The sequence below is a fragment of the Bacillus mexicanus genome (assembly GCF_050445615.1).
Classification (GTDB): Bacteria; Bacillota; Bacilli; order Bacillales; family Bacillaceae; genus Bacillus; species Bacillus mexicanus.
This window is the reverse complement of the sequence record NZ_JBCEYV010000003.1, coordinates 231,278-247,536: the sequence shown is the minus strand read 5'-3', so window position 1 is coordinate 247,536 and position 16,259 is coordinate 231,278. Positions and strand designations below refer to the sequence as shown.

Below are 16,259 nucleotides of genomic sequence, written 5' to 3'. Positions count from 1 at the left end.
AAAAACAGGAGGCTATATTTAGCTTCCTGTTTTCTTAGTGATTAGATAATTTGCGAATTCTTTTTTTCGACTATCGGTTATATACTTACAAGTATATCTTTCTCGTAATTTTTCGGAGTAAAGAGCGAATCTATAATGGAAAATGCTTTTATCTTTAATAAAAGCGTGTTGAAGATTGCTTGTTGTTTGGACATATCTTTTTAATGTAATTAAAGTAGTCGTTTTAAATTTGTTTGCATATCTAATGGTTATGTAATTCTCATTGAAACCAAAGGCAGAATATCTCCACTTACAATAGCCGTGCATTAGTGTGACAGGAATCAACAGTGTAAGTAACCAAAAGAACTTAACATTGAGAATAAAACCTAACAATAAGGACCCGATTATCAATTTGCTGCTGTATATTGACGATACGAAAAAATTAGGCATATACTTCTTGCTAGGTCTCATCTGCATCTCTTGCTCGCTGAAAGAAGGAAGATGTTTTTGTAAAATCGAATCAATCAATTCAGCTTTAATAATTGGATATAGAAGAACCGAAGACGAAGATCTTTCATTTAGGCCTATGTTATCTACTTTTAATTGGACATAACCGGTTCTTCTAAATATAAACGGCTGTATAATTCGAAGTGAACGAATTTGTTGTTTGGGAATAATATAGTTTTTTCCTTTGAGTATTCCATATTTAATTTGTATACCTTTATCAGAGCTCGTAATAGAGAAATTGCCAAACGTTAAAAATAGATATACAAACACAAATAGGTAAGTGATACACAAAAGAATAACTGCAATTATCGAAAAGGCTAAAATGAATTCTGGATCTATTATGCTATTTATAAATACTTTGAAATTAGAGCCTGTTATACCTGGATCATCTGTGTTTTCCCTCGGATTTAACAACTTTAAAAAGAATGAAAATAGAGTTAAAGAAAGAGACAAAGCCGGTAAAAAAACTTGCGGGCTTGTTAGAGACAATAGTAAATACTCGATTATCGAGAATTTGTTTATTTTTGTTTTTTCCTTTGTTATTTCCTCATTTGCGAACATTGATTTTCGCAATCGATCAACATCTTTTTTTCTAAGAACAAAAACAACCTTATTGCCACCAATCAATTCAATGTTAAAATTACAAATCCCAAAAATTCTTTTCAATAATGAATCTGATATATTGATTGATTTTATCCTATTATAAGGAATATCGTTTTGGAATTTCTTAAATACACCTTGTGAAATCCTTATGATTTCGCCGTCAAATTCGTAAACTTTATTGTACCATTTAAGTAATGAAAACAAGATGATGACTCCAATAAAAATATAAAAACCAAGCTTTATATAAGGGGTTAAGTGATTTTTGGTACCTAGAGTAGCTATGATCAAGGTGAGTAAAGGTAAAATTTGATCTTTAATATAGCCTAAACCGTAATAAACGAATTCAATAAAGTTATCCCTTCTTTTAGTCATCGATTTCTGCACCTGCGCTCATCAGATAATTTGTTATATTATCTTTTAATTGATAGGAAATGTTCTTATTTACATAACCAATTGTGTGAGTGTCCCCAGCGGTATATATATTAATTTCATACAAATTAAAGAATCTTGAAAAGAAAGATTGACTAACATCGACGTGTTGAATTCTTTTTAAAGGAACGGTGGATTCCTTTAAGAAGAGAGAGCCTTTTCTCAAGTGAAGAATATTTTCATCTAAGTCCAAATTGTATTTGTGGTTTTTGTAATCAAAGGGGTTGAGAAGCAAATCCCAAAACAAGTATAGTATTCCCCCAGCTACTATCAAATAGTATGCTTTTTTGATGAATTCATATTCTATAAAAAAATAGAATACGACTGATGCTATAATCAACTTGAATGATATTGATGTTATTGTTTCTAGATTCCAAATAACTATGCTCTTTTTGTCTACGTTTCTCATATAAAACTCCTTAATTTTTTCTGTTAAAGCCATTATATACAAAAAGGGGATTGAATTAAAATAATGAGAGATTAAGGCGCCCATAGTTTTTTGAAGGAAAATGTTTATTTTTCCTCAGTTTTAAAAAAACGTTGTATAATCTTCCGGCGTTAGAGAAATGATAACGGAGGAAAAACAATGCGTCATAACAAATTTATATTGAGACAAAAACTAAATGAAGAGTTTAAGAAAAAAGGGATCTACTCGATTGTTGATAAAAGGCGTATTCTTAGAGATGCGTTAGGAAGTGCACCAACTTTTAGTTCTATGATTGAAGAAGAATTTCAACGAGTAATTGATTATTTAAAGCAAAAGAAAAGCGAAGACCTAAAGTCTAAGATTATTGCTTGGGTACATATTCTTGAAAATGGTGAAGGAATGAATAAAAAGAAAATCAAAATGATGATCGATTTAATGCCCAGTGACATTGAGCTGATTCCCTTTAAGCTAAAAGAGGCGGACACCGCCAATATGAAAGCTATCGGATATATTAATAAGGATTTCTATGAAACGCGATTAGAAATGATCCGGGATATATTAGCTGCAATTTGTAATAGCTCTTTAGTTCAGGGAGAAGACGTTTTCGAATTATCTGACGGTTCACAAATAAAAGTACTTTTTTAATAAAGAAATTACCCCTTAACCTACTGGTAGAGGGGTTTTCTAGCTTCTGAATTTTAAATAGTTATATGGAAATTAAATGAGAGAAAGAAATCATTTGTTTATAATGAATGTATATTAAGAATTTTGTTTATCCAAAAATCTTGTTGGAGAGGGGAAAGAATAATGAGAGAAGATAATCAAATGAAGAATGAAACCCCAGGTCAAAGAAAAAGAAGGGAAATTAGAGAAAAACAAAGAGCCAGAGAAAAGTCTCCAGAAGCAATAGAGAAAAAGAAAAGATTAAGGCAAGAAGAATTGAATTCAATGAACAATGTGAGGCCGTCCCTTAGCAAGAGTAGCGAAAAAACAAGAAAAAGATTTGCAAGAAAGGGTAAGTATACAACCGGGACAAGCAAAGAACAGAAAAAATGGGAACAAAAAAGAAAAAACAAATACAATCAAAGAGTTTGGAAAGGATGGGGAGAGAAAGACGATCAGGTTGCACCAGTTACTACATACACTATTGAAGATTTAGAAAAAATGAAAAATAGTGATTCTAAATAGCGGGACTTAGTTCTAATATAGAATATTTCGTTTATATAGAATAAATATCTGTCCTATAGTTATAATTTTTTCTGTTTTATAAATGAAAAGCAAGGAATGCTCCTTGTTTTTTTGCTTTCTTTGTAGAGTGCTAGGAGAGCGGTGGCTTATTTTTTTGCGCTAGGAACGAAACATAACATCAGTAAAATGAAAAAAGGGTATGGTTAAAATATGATAAAATATAAAAAATAGGAAATTGATCTTACTCTGTGTGAGTAGGATCATAAACCTAAATCTTTTATGTGTAGGAAAGGCGGTTTTTTTAATGAAAAACAATCGTAAAATTTTAATGGGAGTGTCTACAGCATTGTTAGCTTTTTTGGCTGCTTGCGGAAATTCATCTGAGGATACTAATTCCGCAGTGAAAAAAGAAAATGAAAATGCTAGTTCGACGCAAAATACAAAAAAGGATTCTATTGAATCAGATTCTAAAGAGGATGCTTCGAAAACAGTTAACACTGATCCAAGTTCGGATGAAACTGAAAAAAGCGTTACTAAGAACAAAGTAGATACATCAGATACATCAAACAAGGAAAGCAAGAAAGAAGAAGTTTCAAAAAACAAAACAGTGAGTTTGAAAGAAGAGTATCTTAAAAAATTAGAAGATACCAAGAAGAATACGGACCAGATGAGAAACAACCCAATTGATGATACAACATTCGCTTTGAAAAAAGTAGAAGGAGATGTATTTGATACTTGGGACGGAATGTTAAATGAAATTTATGGAGTTTTGAAGAAACAGGTTTCTTCAGGAGAAATGGAACAACTAAAAAAAGAACAACGCGAATGGATAACTCATCGAGATGAAACAGCAAAAGAAGAGTCTTTAAAATATAAAGGCGGTACGGCAGAACAATTAGAATATGTAAAGGTTGAAAATAATCTTACTATAGATAGATGTTTTGAGTTAGTTAAAAAATATATGAAATAAAACTGTCTCTTCGAAAAAGAATGTTTTATAAGATAAGAAAAACCAAAGAATTGCTTACAACGTATTAGGGGGGCAATGTTGAAGAAGCTGGTCAGTACAATCTTAAAAACAGTTATATTTTTTATAGGATGGGCCATTTTAATTTCTTTTACGCCAGATTTATATACGAATAATCAGGCACTATTGAGGTTATGGTGGGAATTTACGCCGCTCGCGGTAGTGGTTTTATTTTCTCTTCTTTTCATATTTGTGATAGAAAAGGGGGAAATAACAATCCCGTTGGCTTCAAAATTCTTTAAAAACTCCGTAAAGGGTTTGATTATAGGTGTTTTATGGATAGGAAGCGTGGTCGCTGTCTTTTGGATTACTAAGTCTTTAAAGATACAAGGTCAAAACCACATTGATTACATATGGATTTGGATTTTAGCATCACTACTGAATGTTGGAATGCAGGAATTGTTGGTAAGGGGTTATTTATATCAGTTATGGAAGCAGAAATATAATGTGATTGTGGCTGCCGTTTTAACAACTGTTTTGTTCGCTGCGATGCACGGTGGTGCATTTGAATCCGGTATTATTCCTGTTCTCAATGTCATTTCGATGAGTATATTTGTTACATTGTTATTAGAATACACAGGAACCATAGTGGCCCCGATAATTGCTCATTTTATTTGGAATACAGTTGGAGCCATTTTATTAGGTGGTGTTTCCCTAGCAAATGATTATCCGCATTTATTAGAAAGTGTGTTTCAAGGGAACACATTAATATCAGGCGGTATATATAAAATGGAAGGCAGTGTTATCGTACTGATTGTTAATTTGATTCTAGTTATATCTTTATACGTTCTGAATAAAAGAAACAGTTATAATTGAATAAAGACAAACATTAATTATTAAAAACCTCTCAAGTTAATACTTGGAGGTTTTTAAATTTTACGAAATTAATTTATTTACGAAAAAATAAGGGGTGCGGAGCAATGAATGAATTTTATAAGGCGTTAACATATTTGAATAAAATTTTTTATGAACCGAATGACTTAACTATAAAAGCTATTCGAGAAGAACTTCAAAATTCGGATTATGGTGCTGGTATGTTTCAACTAAATTCAAAATCGGTTAGATTTAGAGTCGCAAAAATAACACCCAACAAGATAGGACAGTTTGTGGCCTTTTGGGAAAAAGATGGAGATAATAAAAACCAAGCCTTTTCATATGAAAAGGCTACTGATTTATTGGTTATCAATACTTTTACTAGTAATAGCAATTTTGGTCAATTCGTCTTTCCAAAAGAGGTTCTTATGAAACAAAATATCCTTAAAACGGCCACAACGAAAGGGAAAATGGCAATTAGAGTTTACCCTGGGTGGGAAGCTCCCACTAGTAAACAAGCTATTGAAACACAAAAATGGCAGTTAGAATATTTTGTTGAGTTGGAAAATACAAATAGCTTTTCAGCCCAACAATTATTAAAGCTATATATCAGCTAAGTTTGATAGACTTAATTAAATCTTGTCGTGAACCCTATGTTCTTCCTTCGATGGAAGACATTTTAAAAATAGCTGGAAGTATACATTTCTCATAGGTTAAGCTTATGAGGGTATAATGGTTCCTGGATATGGTGGTAGGGTAGGGCTTATTAAAAAATATGTGAGGAAACTCTAAATCCGGAAAACTAAAAAAAACAAAGAAAAAAACCGCGAAGAAATATATTCTTTGCGGTTTTTAATTCTTCTAAATTAATGACATATATCGGAGTTTGTAGAGTTTATATTAGTTCTTCGATTTTTTTTCATTTTTTTGAACAAAAAGATGTAAATCAAGTTATCTTCATTAAAGAAGGAAAAAACTCAAGCGAGGAGCGTTATAAATGAATAAAGAAAAGTTATTTTCATTGATGCCAAAAGAGGTTGTAAAAGAAGAAGTAAGTAAAAAAATCGAAGAACAGAGAGGAATTGTTAGCGCGGGAAAAAGATACGTTTCTCATCTGTCAATCAATCGATATTTGTCTAAACAACTTTCAGACTTTGACATCGAAGAAATAATCGACTTATTTGACGTCATAAGATGCGCGGGTTTTATTATAAATGAAAATCAGTTTAATTTTGATTTAGATATAGAGAGTTTTGCTGCTATCCTAGAATACGATTTTAACTTAGATGATATGTATGAGTTGGATAATGTATATATTGAAAATCTTTTAAACGGTAGAGATATAACAAAGGAAGTTATAAAAGTGAATGATGAAAAAATGAGCTTTGCAGATGTTCTTTTAAGATTTGTGTTTCAGTCGATGGGAGTGTTTATGGGGGATACACCGCCCCTTATGAGGATGCTCGTGGTTAAGAAAGCGTTACTTGGAACTTACTTGGCAGAGAAAAATGTTGAGTCACTGTTAAAAGGAGAAAGAGAAATTTATGATATTTCAATATTAATGTAAGTGTCTTTGAAAAATAAATATATAAAGAGTAAGTAGAGACTTCGATATGAGGTCTCTTTTGTTTATCGCTTTGTAACATTGGGTAACGGGTTATGTTTTACGATCAATTAGAGCCTTTTGTACATAAATTGATGTTTCAATATTAATTCCATATATAATAGTCAAATAAATAGACCACCAATTCTTATAGGAATGCGGAGGTCTATTTTTCACAGATATTATTTCAAAGAAATTACAAATTAATAAAACTATGATTTAAACGCAACAGAGAGTCCGTTGAGTTTAAGTTCATTGTTTGCGATCTTATCTAAATGCCACCACCATTCTGAAATAGGGTGATCAAAATTCTTTGATTGATAAATTCTTGATAAATGGGTAGAGATTGCTTTTGAATTTTTAAGTACTTGTAAGTCGATAAAAAGTAGTTCGATTTGTTCGTCAATATTCATTTCAAAAAAAGATTCTTGCAATGCACTTCTTAAGTGTAGAGTTTGCATCATTTCAAAAGGACTAATTTCCAAGTCGAAAATTTCATTACCGTAAATTTTAATTTTTTCTAAAAATGAAGACGTCATAATATACCTCCTAAATTGATTTTAAAAAGAAACGGGTAACCGTTTCTTTTTTATATTTATATAGAATATTAAAGAGTTAATTTGCTGGAACAAGCTCATACCTCTTTATTACCATTTCTCCTCTAGAAACTTTGTCTAGATGCCACCACCATTCTGAAGTAGGGTGTTTAGATTCTGAGAAATCGTAAATTTTTCCAATGTGTTCTACAATTTTTTTCGAGTTCTTGATTACTTTTAAATCAGCAGTTAATAATGCGATTTTTTCTTCTTCGCTCATTGATGTGAATTGTTTTTCTAATTCTGAGCGTAGAAATAACACTTGAAAAATCTCAAAAGGGCTGATATCAAATTCGAAAATGTCACTCTTATATACTTGGATACTTTCCATAGTATTCATAGTTATTATTCCTCCTATAAGGCATCTTTTCCTTGTTTTTTATAAAAATCTCTCAATCTACCCAGATATAGATAGTTGAATTCCTCAGCTAAATACTCTTTGTAATTTTTACCGTATTTTTCTTTTTCAACTTTAAATGCAGTATCAATAATTGCTTCTTCTGAAAAAATAGCAATCCAACTAGTTTCTGGATTTCCGAACACATAATAGTCATCTTTATAATTATAGTATAAATAAACTTCGTTATTTTCACCATTCAGCAATTCCAAGATTATATTTTCATATTCTTTTAAAGAGTCTTCGCTGCTTATATGATTGTGGCCTATTCTTCTCTCTATGTGCCTCGTTCTATGGTATTCACTTTTCCATATTACTCCTTCTGTTTTTACTTTTTCGCATATCTGAATCACTGTATTAATTTTTTTCTTCAAATGGAAAATGCCTCCCTGAAAATTGTATATCGAATGATGCTTATAATGGAAATTTTATAAGCGATTAGATAATATTCGAATTTTCTTCTTTTAGTGAAAAAAAAATAAAATCAAAGAGAAATATAGAATGGGGATTTACTTGAAGAGTATGAGGGTTTCAGAAGATATTTTATTCATTGGCTTTGTTGTTTATTAAGTTCGGTAACAAACTTAATAAATAGATGGCTTAACTTTAAAAAATTTTCACTGAAAATATTATTTATAGTAGAGATAAACAAAATTACATTCTAATAAATAAAAATATAATTTTCTTTATTAGGTTTATTTTTTATGAATAATAAATTATTTTTCTCTAGTAACTATTTTTTAGAGATCAAAAACAAGAGGCTAGAAGTGTTCAAAAAATGCAAAAATAGTATTCCGAAAATACATATTTTCGGTACTTCGTGATTCAATGATTAATACGGAATAAACCCTTGGGGCTGTAGGGTTAACGACAATTACATTATAAAATAAAAAAAATTGTGTTTTTCCATCCTTTTTTTTATAAATAAATGGGCATTTTTTAGATCAAGTTCAGAGGATTAAATTATTCAGGGGTTCTAATTTGCACAAAAAGTGGTCTAAAAAGCATTTTTGTGATTATTAGAGGTGAATTGGTTTATCGAAGATGTGAAAATGTCATAGATCGAGTATGTTTTTTGCAAGTTTTGAGAATTTATTCACTAGCAGAGATAATTGTTTTTTTCTCTGGTATAGATAACATTATTATTCTATTAGTAAACAAAATACATTTTTTCTGTTGTAAAATACAATACTTATTAATTCTAGTAGAGAAAATAGCAAGTAAATCAAAAATAAGAAAAAGGCCTTCCATTGAGGCCCTTAAATTTATTCATAGTCTTCGGATTCTGTAATAGTTTTACCTTCGTATTTTAAAATCTCTTTATATTTTGAATCGATTTTGTTAATTTCGGATTCGCTAATTTCCACGTATTCACCTGGTTGATAGGAATAAACAGATCTATTGTGGGTAATTGTTCCATCAGTGTGATAGGTTTTTAAAACACTGCTTAATTCGTTTGTGCTTTTATCAAATTCATAAACTCCACCATATTTAACGTGTGTCATAAAAGTAGTTGTCATATGTATATCTCCTTATGTATTAGTTGGATGTTCAGTCAATTTGTTCTCTTATAACCTCTATAAATTCATTTTCATTATTGCAAACTTTTAACCAATCAACATTTAAGATGTTATCGGCGTGATATTCAATTTCTGTATTATTCATAGTTGGGTACATATCTTTAATCTTTGATTTAATCTCATCAAAGGTATATAAGCAATCCAATTCGCTAATATCTTTCCCTTCTTTCAAAAGTTTATGATTGATTTCGTATTTGTTCATAATAAACTTCCTTCCTATGTTTTTTAAATTATATAACATCAAAAAGAAAGCAAAAGTAAAATTTCAAAAAAATCCGTTAAGTTAATTTTTAAAGGAAAAATGTTTTGCTGGTCGTTAATAGGAGATAAAAAGTGAACTTTTGACTTTAATTCGAGGCTTGGCTCCACAATCCAGAGAAAGACTAACCTACAACGTGTGATCTTCTCTTTTTTTGCGTATATATTCAAGACAACTAAAGGGTTTCGCAGGTCTGCTGAAGAACTCTCTTACAAGAACTATAAAGCCATATGTCTTTAGGAGAGAATTGATAATGAACGAAAATAAAAAGAAAGAAATACAAAAGAAATATAGAGAGAAGATGAAAGAAAAAAACCAGTGGAAAGAAGAGGATATTGGAAAATTCACTTTAGAGGCAATAATTGTAACAGCGATTATAGTGATCATTATTTTTTTAAACTATGTTATTAAAGGATTTTGAGAACTAAAAATTAATTTCTAAGAGTGCATTGTTGCGTTGAGATTAGCTTCATTACTTTACACGTTATAATGTATGATGAAATCACTTCTATTTGTTAATTATTAGAGAGGTTAAAGAATGCTGGGGGGCATTCTTTAATTATGTATATCGTTACTTCTTAATATATGCTAACCATAGGGAGAGACCGTTTTAGATTTATATTTCTAAAGTGGTTTGTCCTTTTTGTCTGTTTAGAAGAGAATGAACTTTAAAAAATTAATAGTGAAATAAAAAAAGCCCCAAACTGGGCGAAATTAAAAAGGCGGGAGGGATCACACTCTAAATAAATGTTGCCGTATAAAAAGGAACTAATCGCTCCATACGACCTGCCGCCTACTCATAAATTTATCATTTCAAGTTTCTATTGTCGATTTGAATTTAAGGTTTGTATTAGGAGCGGAATATTATTAAGGATATACATTTTGTTACTACTCGGTTAATATCCAGTATTAAAATATGGCGTGTTTTGAAAAAAGTGTTTTTCTCTTGAAAATAGAAGGACAGAGGATATAAACTTATAAATAGAAAAACAAACAACAGTCAAGCCGACGTGATAAGCTATCGCAGCTTACTAAAAAGCCCTAACCGCTTTTCCTTATTGGAAAGGCGGTTTTGTATTATAAAAGGGGAGTTTAAATTTCATTTTAAAATGAACATTCGAGTAACTGGGCATAAAAACCACAAAAAAGATCTTCTAGAAGTGAAAAAAATATAAACTTTAATTTAAGATTTTCTCAACCAGAAAAGTAGAATTGATATAAAATCTTAAAAAATAAAAATTCAAAGGAGATTAAAATGATACTCAATGAAAATCAAAAAAATATATTAAATCGCCTTAAAGAAATGATTGATTTAAACGAAAAACCAACATCAAAATTTGTAATGGATGTTTGTGCTGCATTTGATGGCCACATACTTACTAGTCTACACGGTATGGGAGGAACACGAATTGTCATCTCTCATCCGACAAAAGATGATATGGTATTGAAAATTGCTTTTAATAAAGATGGGATTGAAGGAAATAAAGATGAATACGAGGCTTATGTGAATGCTCCAGATGATGTTAAAGCATTCTTGGGGGAAGTTGGGGACTTATTAGAGGAGTCAATCTTACTTGAAATGAAATCATACGAGTCAATTTCTGATGAAGAATTCGAAGATTATAGTCATCAATTAGAAAACATTTTAAGTAAAATAAACTTCATCTATTATCAAGATCCACCTTATTTCCATTCGTTTGGTCTAAATGAAGCTGGAGAACTGGTATTAATTGATTATGGAGAAACAGAAAAATTTAATTTGCGTTAACAGACCAGGTTAAGTCTAGGAAGGGTAAAAAGGGAGTTTGAAACCGATGAGTACAATTGAAAAATTAATCGAAACATTCGATGATAAATTACAATCGATAGGTGTTCCCGGTACGCCATTTGATTTATCGGATTACATATACGGACGCTGTCACATATTTGCGTTGGCCTTACAAGAAGAACTAGGGTATGAAATGGAATTCCTATGGGATACTGACTATTGGTTTGATGGGGAGGATTTTCCGTCTAAAGTGTTGGTTCACGCATATTGCATCTTACCTAAAGGAAAAGAATTTAAAGGGAAATACTTAGATGCTAGAGGACTAGTTTCTAAAAGGATGATCGAGCTTGAATATGATTGGAATACTAGGTGTTATGAATTAACTTCAATAGAACAGTTAAAAGAAATAATAAATAATTTTGTGTTGGAAGCCCCGGAGAAAGAAGAAATCCAGGCAATTAGAAAATTCATAAGAGAAAACCGACATATATATATATTTAACCTTCTTTTATAGAAGGTTTTTTGTTTTTGGATCGTATTGTATATTTTGGCGAAACAAAAAACGAACTGATAATAAAAATACTTGACCTATTTAAAACAAATCTATTTTAATTTTTTTAATAATTTACAAAAAAATATATATTATAAATATAATAAAGAAAAAACAAAAGGATGATGAAAGATGAGACAGAGACAAAAAAGCCATTCAGAATTCTACAAAATGACGGACACAGATAAAAAAGATTATGTGAATTACATCGAAAGAAAAATAAAAAGAGAAAAAATGAAAAAACCTTTATTTTTCAAAATGTATCAACTAACTAAAGAAGTGATCAATCATTATCAAACAGATTTTTTTGTTCACGATTATAATAAGATGACAATTGAGTCGGATGGTACGGCAAAGTTTCTTTGGATTGTGTATGATTGTGGTACGCAAATGGTTAACCTAGAAAATAATTTTATTGAAGAACTTGACGATAGATATGAGTACTTTCAAATCTTGAAAAACAATTATAATGACAAAACAACAAGACTATTTATATTGGATACGGATCAAGAAACCCTAACAGAAACAACCTATTCTGAAGTCAATAAAAACTCATTCACGCACAAATATGGAAAAACAGAAGATTACTTTACTAAAAAAACAGCTGAAATTGGATACGAAAACTATCAGGAAAAGAATAAACAGTTTAAAGAGCTAATGGAGATGTATAGAAATCATCCTCCAAAAAAAATAGTTGATGATATTATTAACGAAAAAATTAAGTGTGCATAATACGATAAATTATATAAAGACGCTTTCACATAAGCGTCTTTATAAGTTCTAAATAATAGTAAATTCAACCCCAGAATGTGCTCAAAAAGCAAAACCAGCATACTAAACTGTTATAATCATAATATATTCTTAAGAAAATGGATTTGATAAGTCATTCTTAACTTCGAATATTTAAATATAATGAAACAGAAAAAGGAGAGATAACAAAGTGATTATTAAACTGAAAACGATTAAAGAAGAATGTGGTGGTTGCCCTACATTATTTGAAGGTTTCACAGATTCTGGCGAATTGTTTATTGCTAGGTTAAGGCACGGATTTATGAAAATAACATTAAATGATATTGATCTAGTCGAGTGTTATCCCGATGGACTTGATGGGATATGTAGGTTCGAGGATTTCAAAACTCAAGCTGCACTAAGAGGTTATTTCATTGATGATAGCAAAGCAGAATATTCGTCCCGGATAGATGAAATAGAAGAAGCAATTATTGAAACGTTTAAAGATGTCATAAAAGTGGAATTTTTAGTTGATTGCGAGGCAACCGATTCCGGTGCTAGATATAAAAAAGGAGAAACCTATAAAGCTAAAATCGAGATTGCAGAATTGTTAGTGGAAAAAGGTCTAGCTGTGATCAATGATGATACATACGAAAGAAAAAAACAGCTATTCATAAATAAATAAAATTTATAAAAAATAAAAAACCTCTTATGACGAGAGGTTTTTTATTAATTAAGGTTTGTTTTTTCTTATGTATTTATTAGTTACCCTGATGGCTAAAAATTGAGGGATCAAATTCAAAACACTAACCAATATTAATAATTGAAATGGGGTTAACGGTTTGAAATAACCATCCCATTGTTCGTTTCCTGCCATTCCATTGATAAAATAAAAAGAAATCAATGCAGATATAACATTACCTATAATTAGCAATAATGAATTACTAAAGACTTTCACAAGGAAAGCAAATAGCGAAGTTGCTACAATCATTATTAAGTAACCGAGCATTGAACGATTAACGAAATCTTGCTGCATTGAAAAATAAACAAAAGGGAAGCAGTAAAAAACAATTATTATTAAACCGATTATTATTTTCTTCATAGTTCGTCACCAACTCTCTTAAATAACTTCTAACGTTAAGACGTTTGTACATTTAATCGGATGTAAATAAACTGTTGCCGAGCTTATAACTACTCAATAACTGTTTTGAACTCTTGCTATCATAACACCTTTATATCTTAAGTATGAAAAAATTTGATGAGATGATGACTACGAAATATAGATAGTTGTTAATCAGATCCTCTGAAGATTTTTTATTTTTTTATGGATTTTTTTAAAAAATGAAATAGAATACTAATACTAAAAAACGAGGATAAGGTGATATTAATGACTATGAGTTTAGAAATGATAGTTAACCCTAAATACAACGGAAAAATGTATCATTTGCTAAATGAAGAAGAGCAACGCATTGTAGATGAAAAAGCCCCTGAAGAGCCAGAGATTATTTATGAGGCTTCTCGTGATTGGGATATTTATAATTTTTTCAGAGAACAATGTGATGTAATTGAATCAGATGAAGGTGGAACAATTATGTTTATCAACATTGATAAGATTGGGAATGTCATCTTTGAACTTAAAGAAAAAATAAAAGGAATTACAGGAAAAATGGATGTTTATGATCACGAAAATTACGGTGATGACAGTGAGGCTTATGTATGGACGAAGATTTTTGGAGCAATCAAGAAATACTTCAAACACAATGATATGACTCAGAATTACCTTATTATTCAAGCTACTTGGTAAGTAAATATAAATCATAAAAGGCCGCAGAATATAACTGCGCCTTTTTTATATGCAATTTAAGCGAAATGGAACTTTGCACACCTTTCTATGGCCGTTTGATTTTATAAAGCAATTTGAGTGTAGCGATAAGACTTACGAATTGATGGTCTCTTGCAGATAATTGAGGGTGAGGGTGTTAAACCAAGAGGGTGAAGATCAAGAGGGTGAAGATCAAGAGGGTGAAGATTTTGCTCTTTTTTATTTTTTTTTAAATATAGGGAACTTTTATTTTATAATTTTAAAAATAATATATTAAAGGAGATTTTAAAATGAAGTATGCTTTTGATTTTACAAAAATTAATTCGATTACGAAATATCCTAGTATTCTTACTTACCACCAGTTAGGACAAAAGGGGAGACTCCAAGAAGATAGAATCGATACATCTATTTTTGCCGATGATGAAGTGGTTAATTTATATGAAAAAATCGATGGGGAGAACTCTCGAATTATTTTCCTTGGGGATGGAGAAGAAGTTGATTATTTAATTGGATCCAGAGAAGACTTACTATTTGCAAAAGGGGATAGAATTGGAAACCCGACCGGTAACATTGCGAAATATTTTGAGCCGATCGCTCAAGAAATGTCAAATAAGTTAAAAGGTCTCAAAGGTTTGTTGGTTACATATTTCGAGTCATATGGAGGTAAAAAAACACGAAAATCCAAAGAGTATACGATTGATCATACTCAATACGGCAGGCTTTTCGATTTATTTTTTCTTGATATAGACGAGTTAGAAGACCTTTTAAAATTACCCCTAGACAAAATTGCATCTTGGAGGGATAACGGGAAGCAGCCATTCTATGATTGCGATAATCGGTCTGAATTTGTTAAATTGTATGGTTTGCCGACATCTCCGCTACTGAAAACAATCCAAGGATCAGAAATGCCTAAAACCATTGATGAAACGAATTTATGGTTGCAACAATTCAGTGAAACGAAAGTGGGAATTAACGCAACTGGAAAATCTGAAGGAGTAATTGCTCGTTCGAAAAATCGAAGTAAAATTACAAAAATCAGATTTGAAGATTATGAAAGAACAATCAAGTTTTTATCTAGAAGTAAATAAAAATAAAAGCCACAGATAACTTATTTCTGTGGCTTTCTTAAAAAAAATAGAGTTGAAAAAATATATAAGTGAAAATTAAGCAGATCGCTATAGATGCAAATCCAAGGAACATTTTAAGAATAGAGGGGGAATGGTAATGGTTACTATGACTGTCTATGTGGAAGTTAAAGTGTATTGTTTAATAAAAAACTGTTTAAATGATATAGAAGTGTTTGAGGGAGAAGAAATACAAGAGGCATCTTTAAAGAAAACAAAGGAACATTTTATTGAAATCCAAGTGCCATTGCAAGTTACTGGACAGTTTGTGAAAAAGAATAAGACAACAATTAATTTAGTAGAGTTAGAAAAACTCATTTCATAAAAAGGTTATTTAATGAATGTATATATAGCTCACTTAAAGCAATATGAATTTCGGAATAAATTGTAATGCCTTTTTAGGATTGCGATGATATAAATATTGTATTGTCACACGAACACATCAATTATCTTTATAGTTTCGAAAGACTTTCTTAACAATAGCTGTTCGTTAAGAGTTGATCCTCGTGAATTTTTAATGTTTTAGCTGCTTGTGTTGTCAGTATTTTCTATATATGGATATAAAAAAAGTCTCACTGAGGTCCGCATTTTTCATTACGAAAAAGAGGCGTGTGAGCACTGTTGAATATATATAACTATGTAATAAAAGATAAGTCAATAAAAAAGTGCGAAAAACGTACGTTCCAAAAAACGAGAAAAAAGTGCTTCGTTATAGGCGGAGGGAAATGGAAATAAATATTCTGAAAAAAGAAGAAAGATAAATATAAATCTCTTCTTAAAAATGTTTTTTTAACTGACTTTCAAAAAAACGATATAATATAAGTGATCTATTTAAATTCAAATGAAAGCTGGAATTTA

The 16,259-nt window shown here is 30.5% G+C and carries 23 protein-coding genes; 15 read left to right on the top strand and 8 right to left on the bottom strand.

Annotated elements, in window-relative coordinates:
• Nucleotides 1-18 precede the first annotated feature (18 nt).
• Nucleotides 19-1,461 (bottom strand): PH domain-containing protein, encoded by a 1,443-nt coding sequence (locus tag AAGG74_RS16175; protein ID WP_429676234.1) that lies wholly within the window; start codon nt 1,459-1,461, stop codon nt 19-21.
• Nucleotides 1,454-1,927 (bottom strand): PH domain-containing protein, encoded by a 474-nt coding sequence (locus tag AAGG74_RS16170; RefSeq protein WP_429676233.1) that lies wholly within the window; start codon nt 1,925-1,927, stop codon nt 1,454-1,456. The genes AAGG74_RS16175 and AAGG74_RS16170 overlap by 8 nt, the downstream gene beginning before the upstream one ends.
• A gap of 177 nt (nt 1,928-2,104) precedes the next feature.
• On the opposite strand from AAGG74_RS16170, the gene AAGG74_RS16165 reads away from it, so the two are divergent.
• The 6 genes from AAGG74_RS16165 (at nt 2,105) to AAGG74_RS16140 (ending at nt 6,540) form a co-directional block, all read left to right on the top strand.
• Nucleotides 2,105-2,590, top strand: coding sequence for a hypothetical protein (locus tag AAGG74_RS16165; RefSeq protein WP_429676232.1), 486 nt, complete (start codon nt 2,105-2,107; stop codon nt 2,588-2,590).
• Between the two features lie 162 nt (nt 2,591-2,752).
• A complete protein-coding gene (locus tag AAGG74_RS16160) occupies nt 2,753-3,133 on the top strand; it encodes a hypothetical protein (protein WP_429676231.1) in 381 nt (126 codons plus the stop codon).
• 304 nt (nt 3,134-3,437) lie between these two features.
• The gene (locus tag AAGG74_RS16155; RefSeq protein WP_429676230.1) at nt 3,438-4,103 is read left to right on the top strand and encodes a lysozyme inhibitor LprI family protein; all 666 of its coding nucleotides are present in this window, start codon (nt 3,438-3,440) and stop codon (nt 4,101-4,103) included.
• A gap of 78 nt (nt 4,104-4,181) precedes the next feature.
• Complete coding sequence (locus tag AAGG74_RS16150; RefSeq protein ID WP_429676229.1) at nt 4,182-4,976, top strand: CPBP family intramembrane glutamic endopeptidase; 795 nt, start codon at nt 4,182-4,184, stop codon at nt 4,974-4,976.
• Nucleotides 4,977-5,080: 104 nt separating this feature from the next.
• A complete protein-coding gene (locus AAGG74_RS16145; RefSeq protein WP_429676228.1) occupies nt 5,081-5,590 on the top strand; it encodes a MepB family protein in 510 nt (169 codons plus the stop codon).
• Nucleotides 5,591-5,970: 380 nt separating this feature from the next.
• Nucleotides 5,971-6,540 carry a hypothetical protein gene (locus AAGG74_RS16140; RefSeq protein ID WP_429676227.1) on the top strand — a complete coding sequence of 190 codons (570 nt, stop codon included), beginning with the start codon at nt 5,971-5,973 and terminating at the stop codon, nt 6,538-6,540.
• A gap of 248 nt (nt 6,541-6,788) precedes the next feature.
• On the opposite strand, the gene AAGG74_RS16135 is transcribed toward AAGG74_RS16140, so the two are convergent.
• The 5 genes from AAGG74_RS16135 to AAGG74_RS16115 all read right to left on the bottom strand — a co-directional run bounded on the left by AAGG74_RS16135 (nt 6,789) and on the right by AAGG74_RS16115 (nt 9,351).
• Nucleotides 6,789-7,115, bottom strand: a complete 327-nt coding sequence (locus AAGG74_RS16135) for a hypothetical protein (RefSeq protein ID WP_429676226.1) — start codon at nt 7,113-7,115, stop codon at nt 6,789-6,791.
• A 76-nt stretch (nt 7,116-7,191) separates the two neighbouring features.
• Nucleotides 7,192-7,512 carry a hypothetical protein gene (locus AAGG74_RS16130; RefSeq protein WP_429676225.1) on the bottom strand — a complete coding sequence of 107 codons (321 nt, stop codon included), beginning with the start codon at nt 7,510-7,512 and terminating at the stop codon, nt 7,192-7,194.
• A 14-nt stretch (nt 7,513-7,526) separates the two neighbouring features.
• On the bottom strand, nt 7,527-7,943 hold the full coding sequence (locus AAGG74_RS16125) for a hypothetical protein (protein WP_429676224.1): 417 nt from the start codon (nt 7,941-7,943) through the stop codon (nt 7,527-7,529).
• 891 nt (nt 7,944-8,834) lie between these two features.
• Nucleotides 8,835-9,089, bottom strand: a complete 255-nt coding sequence (locus AAGG74_RS16120) for a hypothetical protein (RefSeq protein ID WP_429676223.1) — start codon at nt 9,087-9,089, stop codon at nt 8,835-8,837.
• 31 nt (nt 9,090-9,120) lie between these two features.
• The gene (locus tag AAGG74_RS16115; RefSeq protein WP_429676222.1) at nt 9,121-9,351 is read right to left on the bottom strand and encodes a hypothetical protein; all 231 of its coding nucleotides are present in this window, start codon (nt 9,349-9,351) and stop codon (nt 9,121-9,123) included.
• Nucleotides 9,352-9,658: 307 nt separating this feature from the next.
• Between AAGG74_RS16115 and AAGG74_RS16110 the strand changes: the two genes are divergently transcribed.
• From AAGG74_RS16110 to AAGG74_RS16090, 5 genes are all read left to right on the top strand, one after another.
• Nucleotides 9,659-9,829, top strand: coding sequence for a hypothetical protein (locus tag AAGG74_RS16110; protein ID WP_429676853.1), 171 nt, complete (start codon nt 9,659-9,661; stop codon nt 9,827-9,829).
• Nucleotides 9,830-10,663: 834 nt separating this feature from the next.
• Nucleotides 10,664-11,176, top strand: a complete 513-nt coding sequence (locus AAGG74_RS16105) for a hypothetical protein (protein WP_429676221.1) — start codon at nt 10,664-10,666, stop codon at nt 11,174-11,176.
• Between the two features lie 46 nt (nt 11,177-11,222).
• Nucleotides 11,223-11,690 (top strand): hypothetical protein, encoded by a 468-nt coding sequence (locus AAGG74_RS16100; RefSeq protein ID WP_429676220.1) that lies wholly within the window; start codon nt 11,223-11,225, stop codon nt 11,688-11,690.
• A 168-nt stretch (nt 11,691-11,858) separates the two neighbouring features.
• A complete protein-coding gene (locus AAGG74_RS16095) occupies nt 11,859-12,458 on the top strand; it encodes a hypothetical protein (protein ID WP_429676219.1) in 600 nt (199 codons plus the stop codon).
• Nucleotides 12,459-12,666: 208 nt separating this feature from the next.
• Nucleotides 12,667-13,140: a hypothetical protein gene (locus tag AAGG74_RS16090; protein ID WP_429676218.1), complete on the top strand. Its 474-nt coding sequence runs from the start codon at nt 12,667-12,669 to the stop codon at nt 13,138-13,140.
• A 48-nt stretch (nt 13,141-13,188) separates the two neighbouring features.
• Here AAGG74_RS16090 and AAGG74_RS16085 read toward each other — a convergent pair whose 3' ends face one another.
• Nucleotides 13,189-13,557, bottom strand: a complete 369-nt coding sequence (locus tag AAGG74_RS16085; RefSeq protein WP_429676217.1) for a hypothetical protein — start codon at nt 13,555-13,557, stop codon at nt 13,189-13,191.
• A 285-nt stretch (nt 13,558-13,842) separates the two neighbouring features.
• Here AAGG74_RS16085 and AAGG74_RS16080 point away from each other — a divergent pair, with 285 nt between their 5' ends.
• The 4 genes from AAGG74_RS16080 (at nt 13,843) to AAGG74_RS16065 (ending at nt 15,726) form a co-directional block, all read left to right on the top strand.
• Nucleotides 13,843-14,259, top strand: a complete 417-nt coding sequence (locus AAGG74_RS16080) for a hypothetical protein (RefSeq protein ID WP_429676216.1) — start codon at nt 13,843-13,845, stop codon at nt 14,257-14,259.
• A gap of 172 nt (nt 14,260-14,431) precedes the next feature.
• A complete protein-coding gene (locus AAGG74_RS16075; RefSeq protein ID WP_429676215.1) occupies nt 14,432-14,554 on the top strand; it encodes a hypothetical protein in 123 nt (40 codons plus the stop codon).
• A gap of 13 nt (nt 14,555-14,567) precedes the next feature.
• Complete coding sequence (locus AAGG74_RS16070) at nt 14,568-15,365, top strand: RNA ligase family protein (RefSeq protein WP_429676214.1); 798 nt, start codon at nt 14,568-14,570, stop codon at nt 15,363-15,365.
• A gap of 136 nt (nt 15,366-15,501) precedes the next feature.
• Nucleotides 15,502-15,726, top strand: coding sequence for a hypothetical protein (locus AAGG74_RS16065; RefSeq protein WP_429676213.1), 225 nt, complete (start codon nt 15,502-15,504; stop codon nt 15,724-15,726).
• Nucleotides 15,727-16,259: the final 533 nt, after the last annotated feature.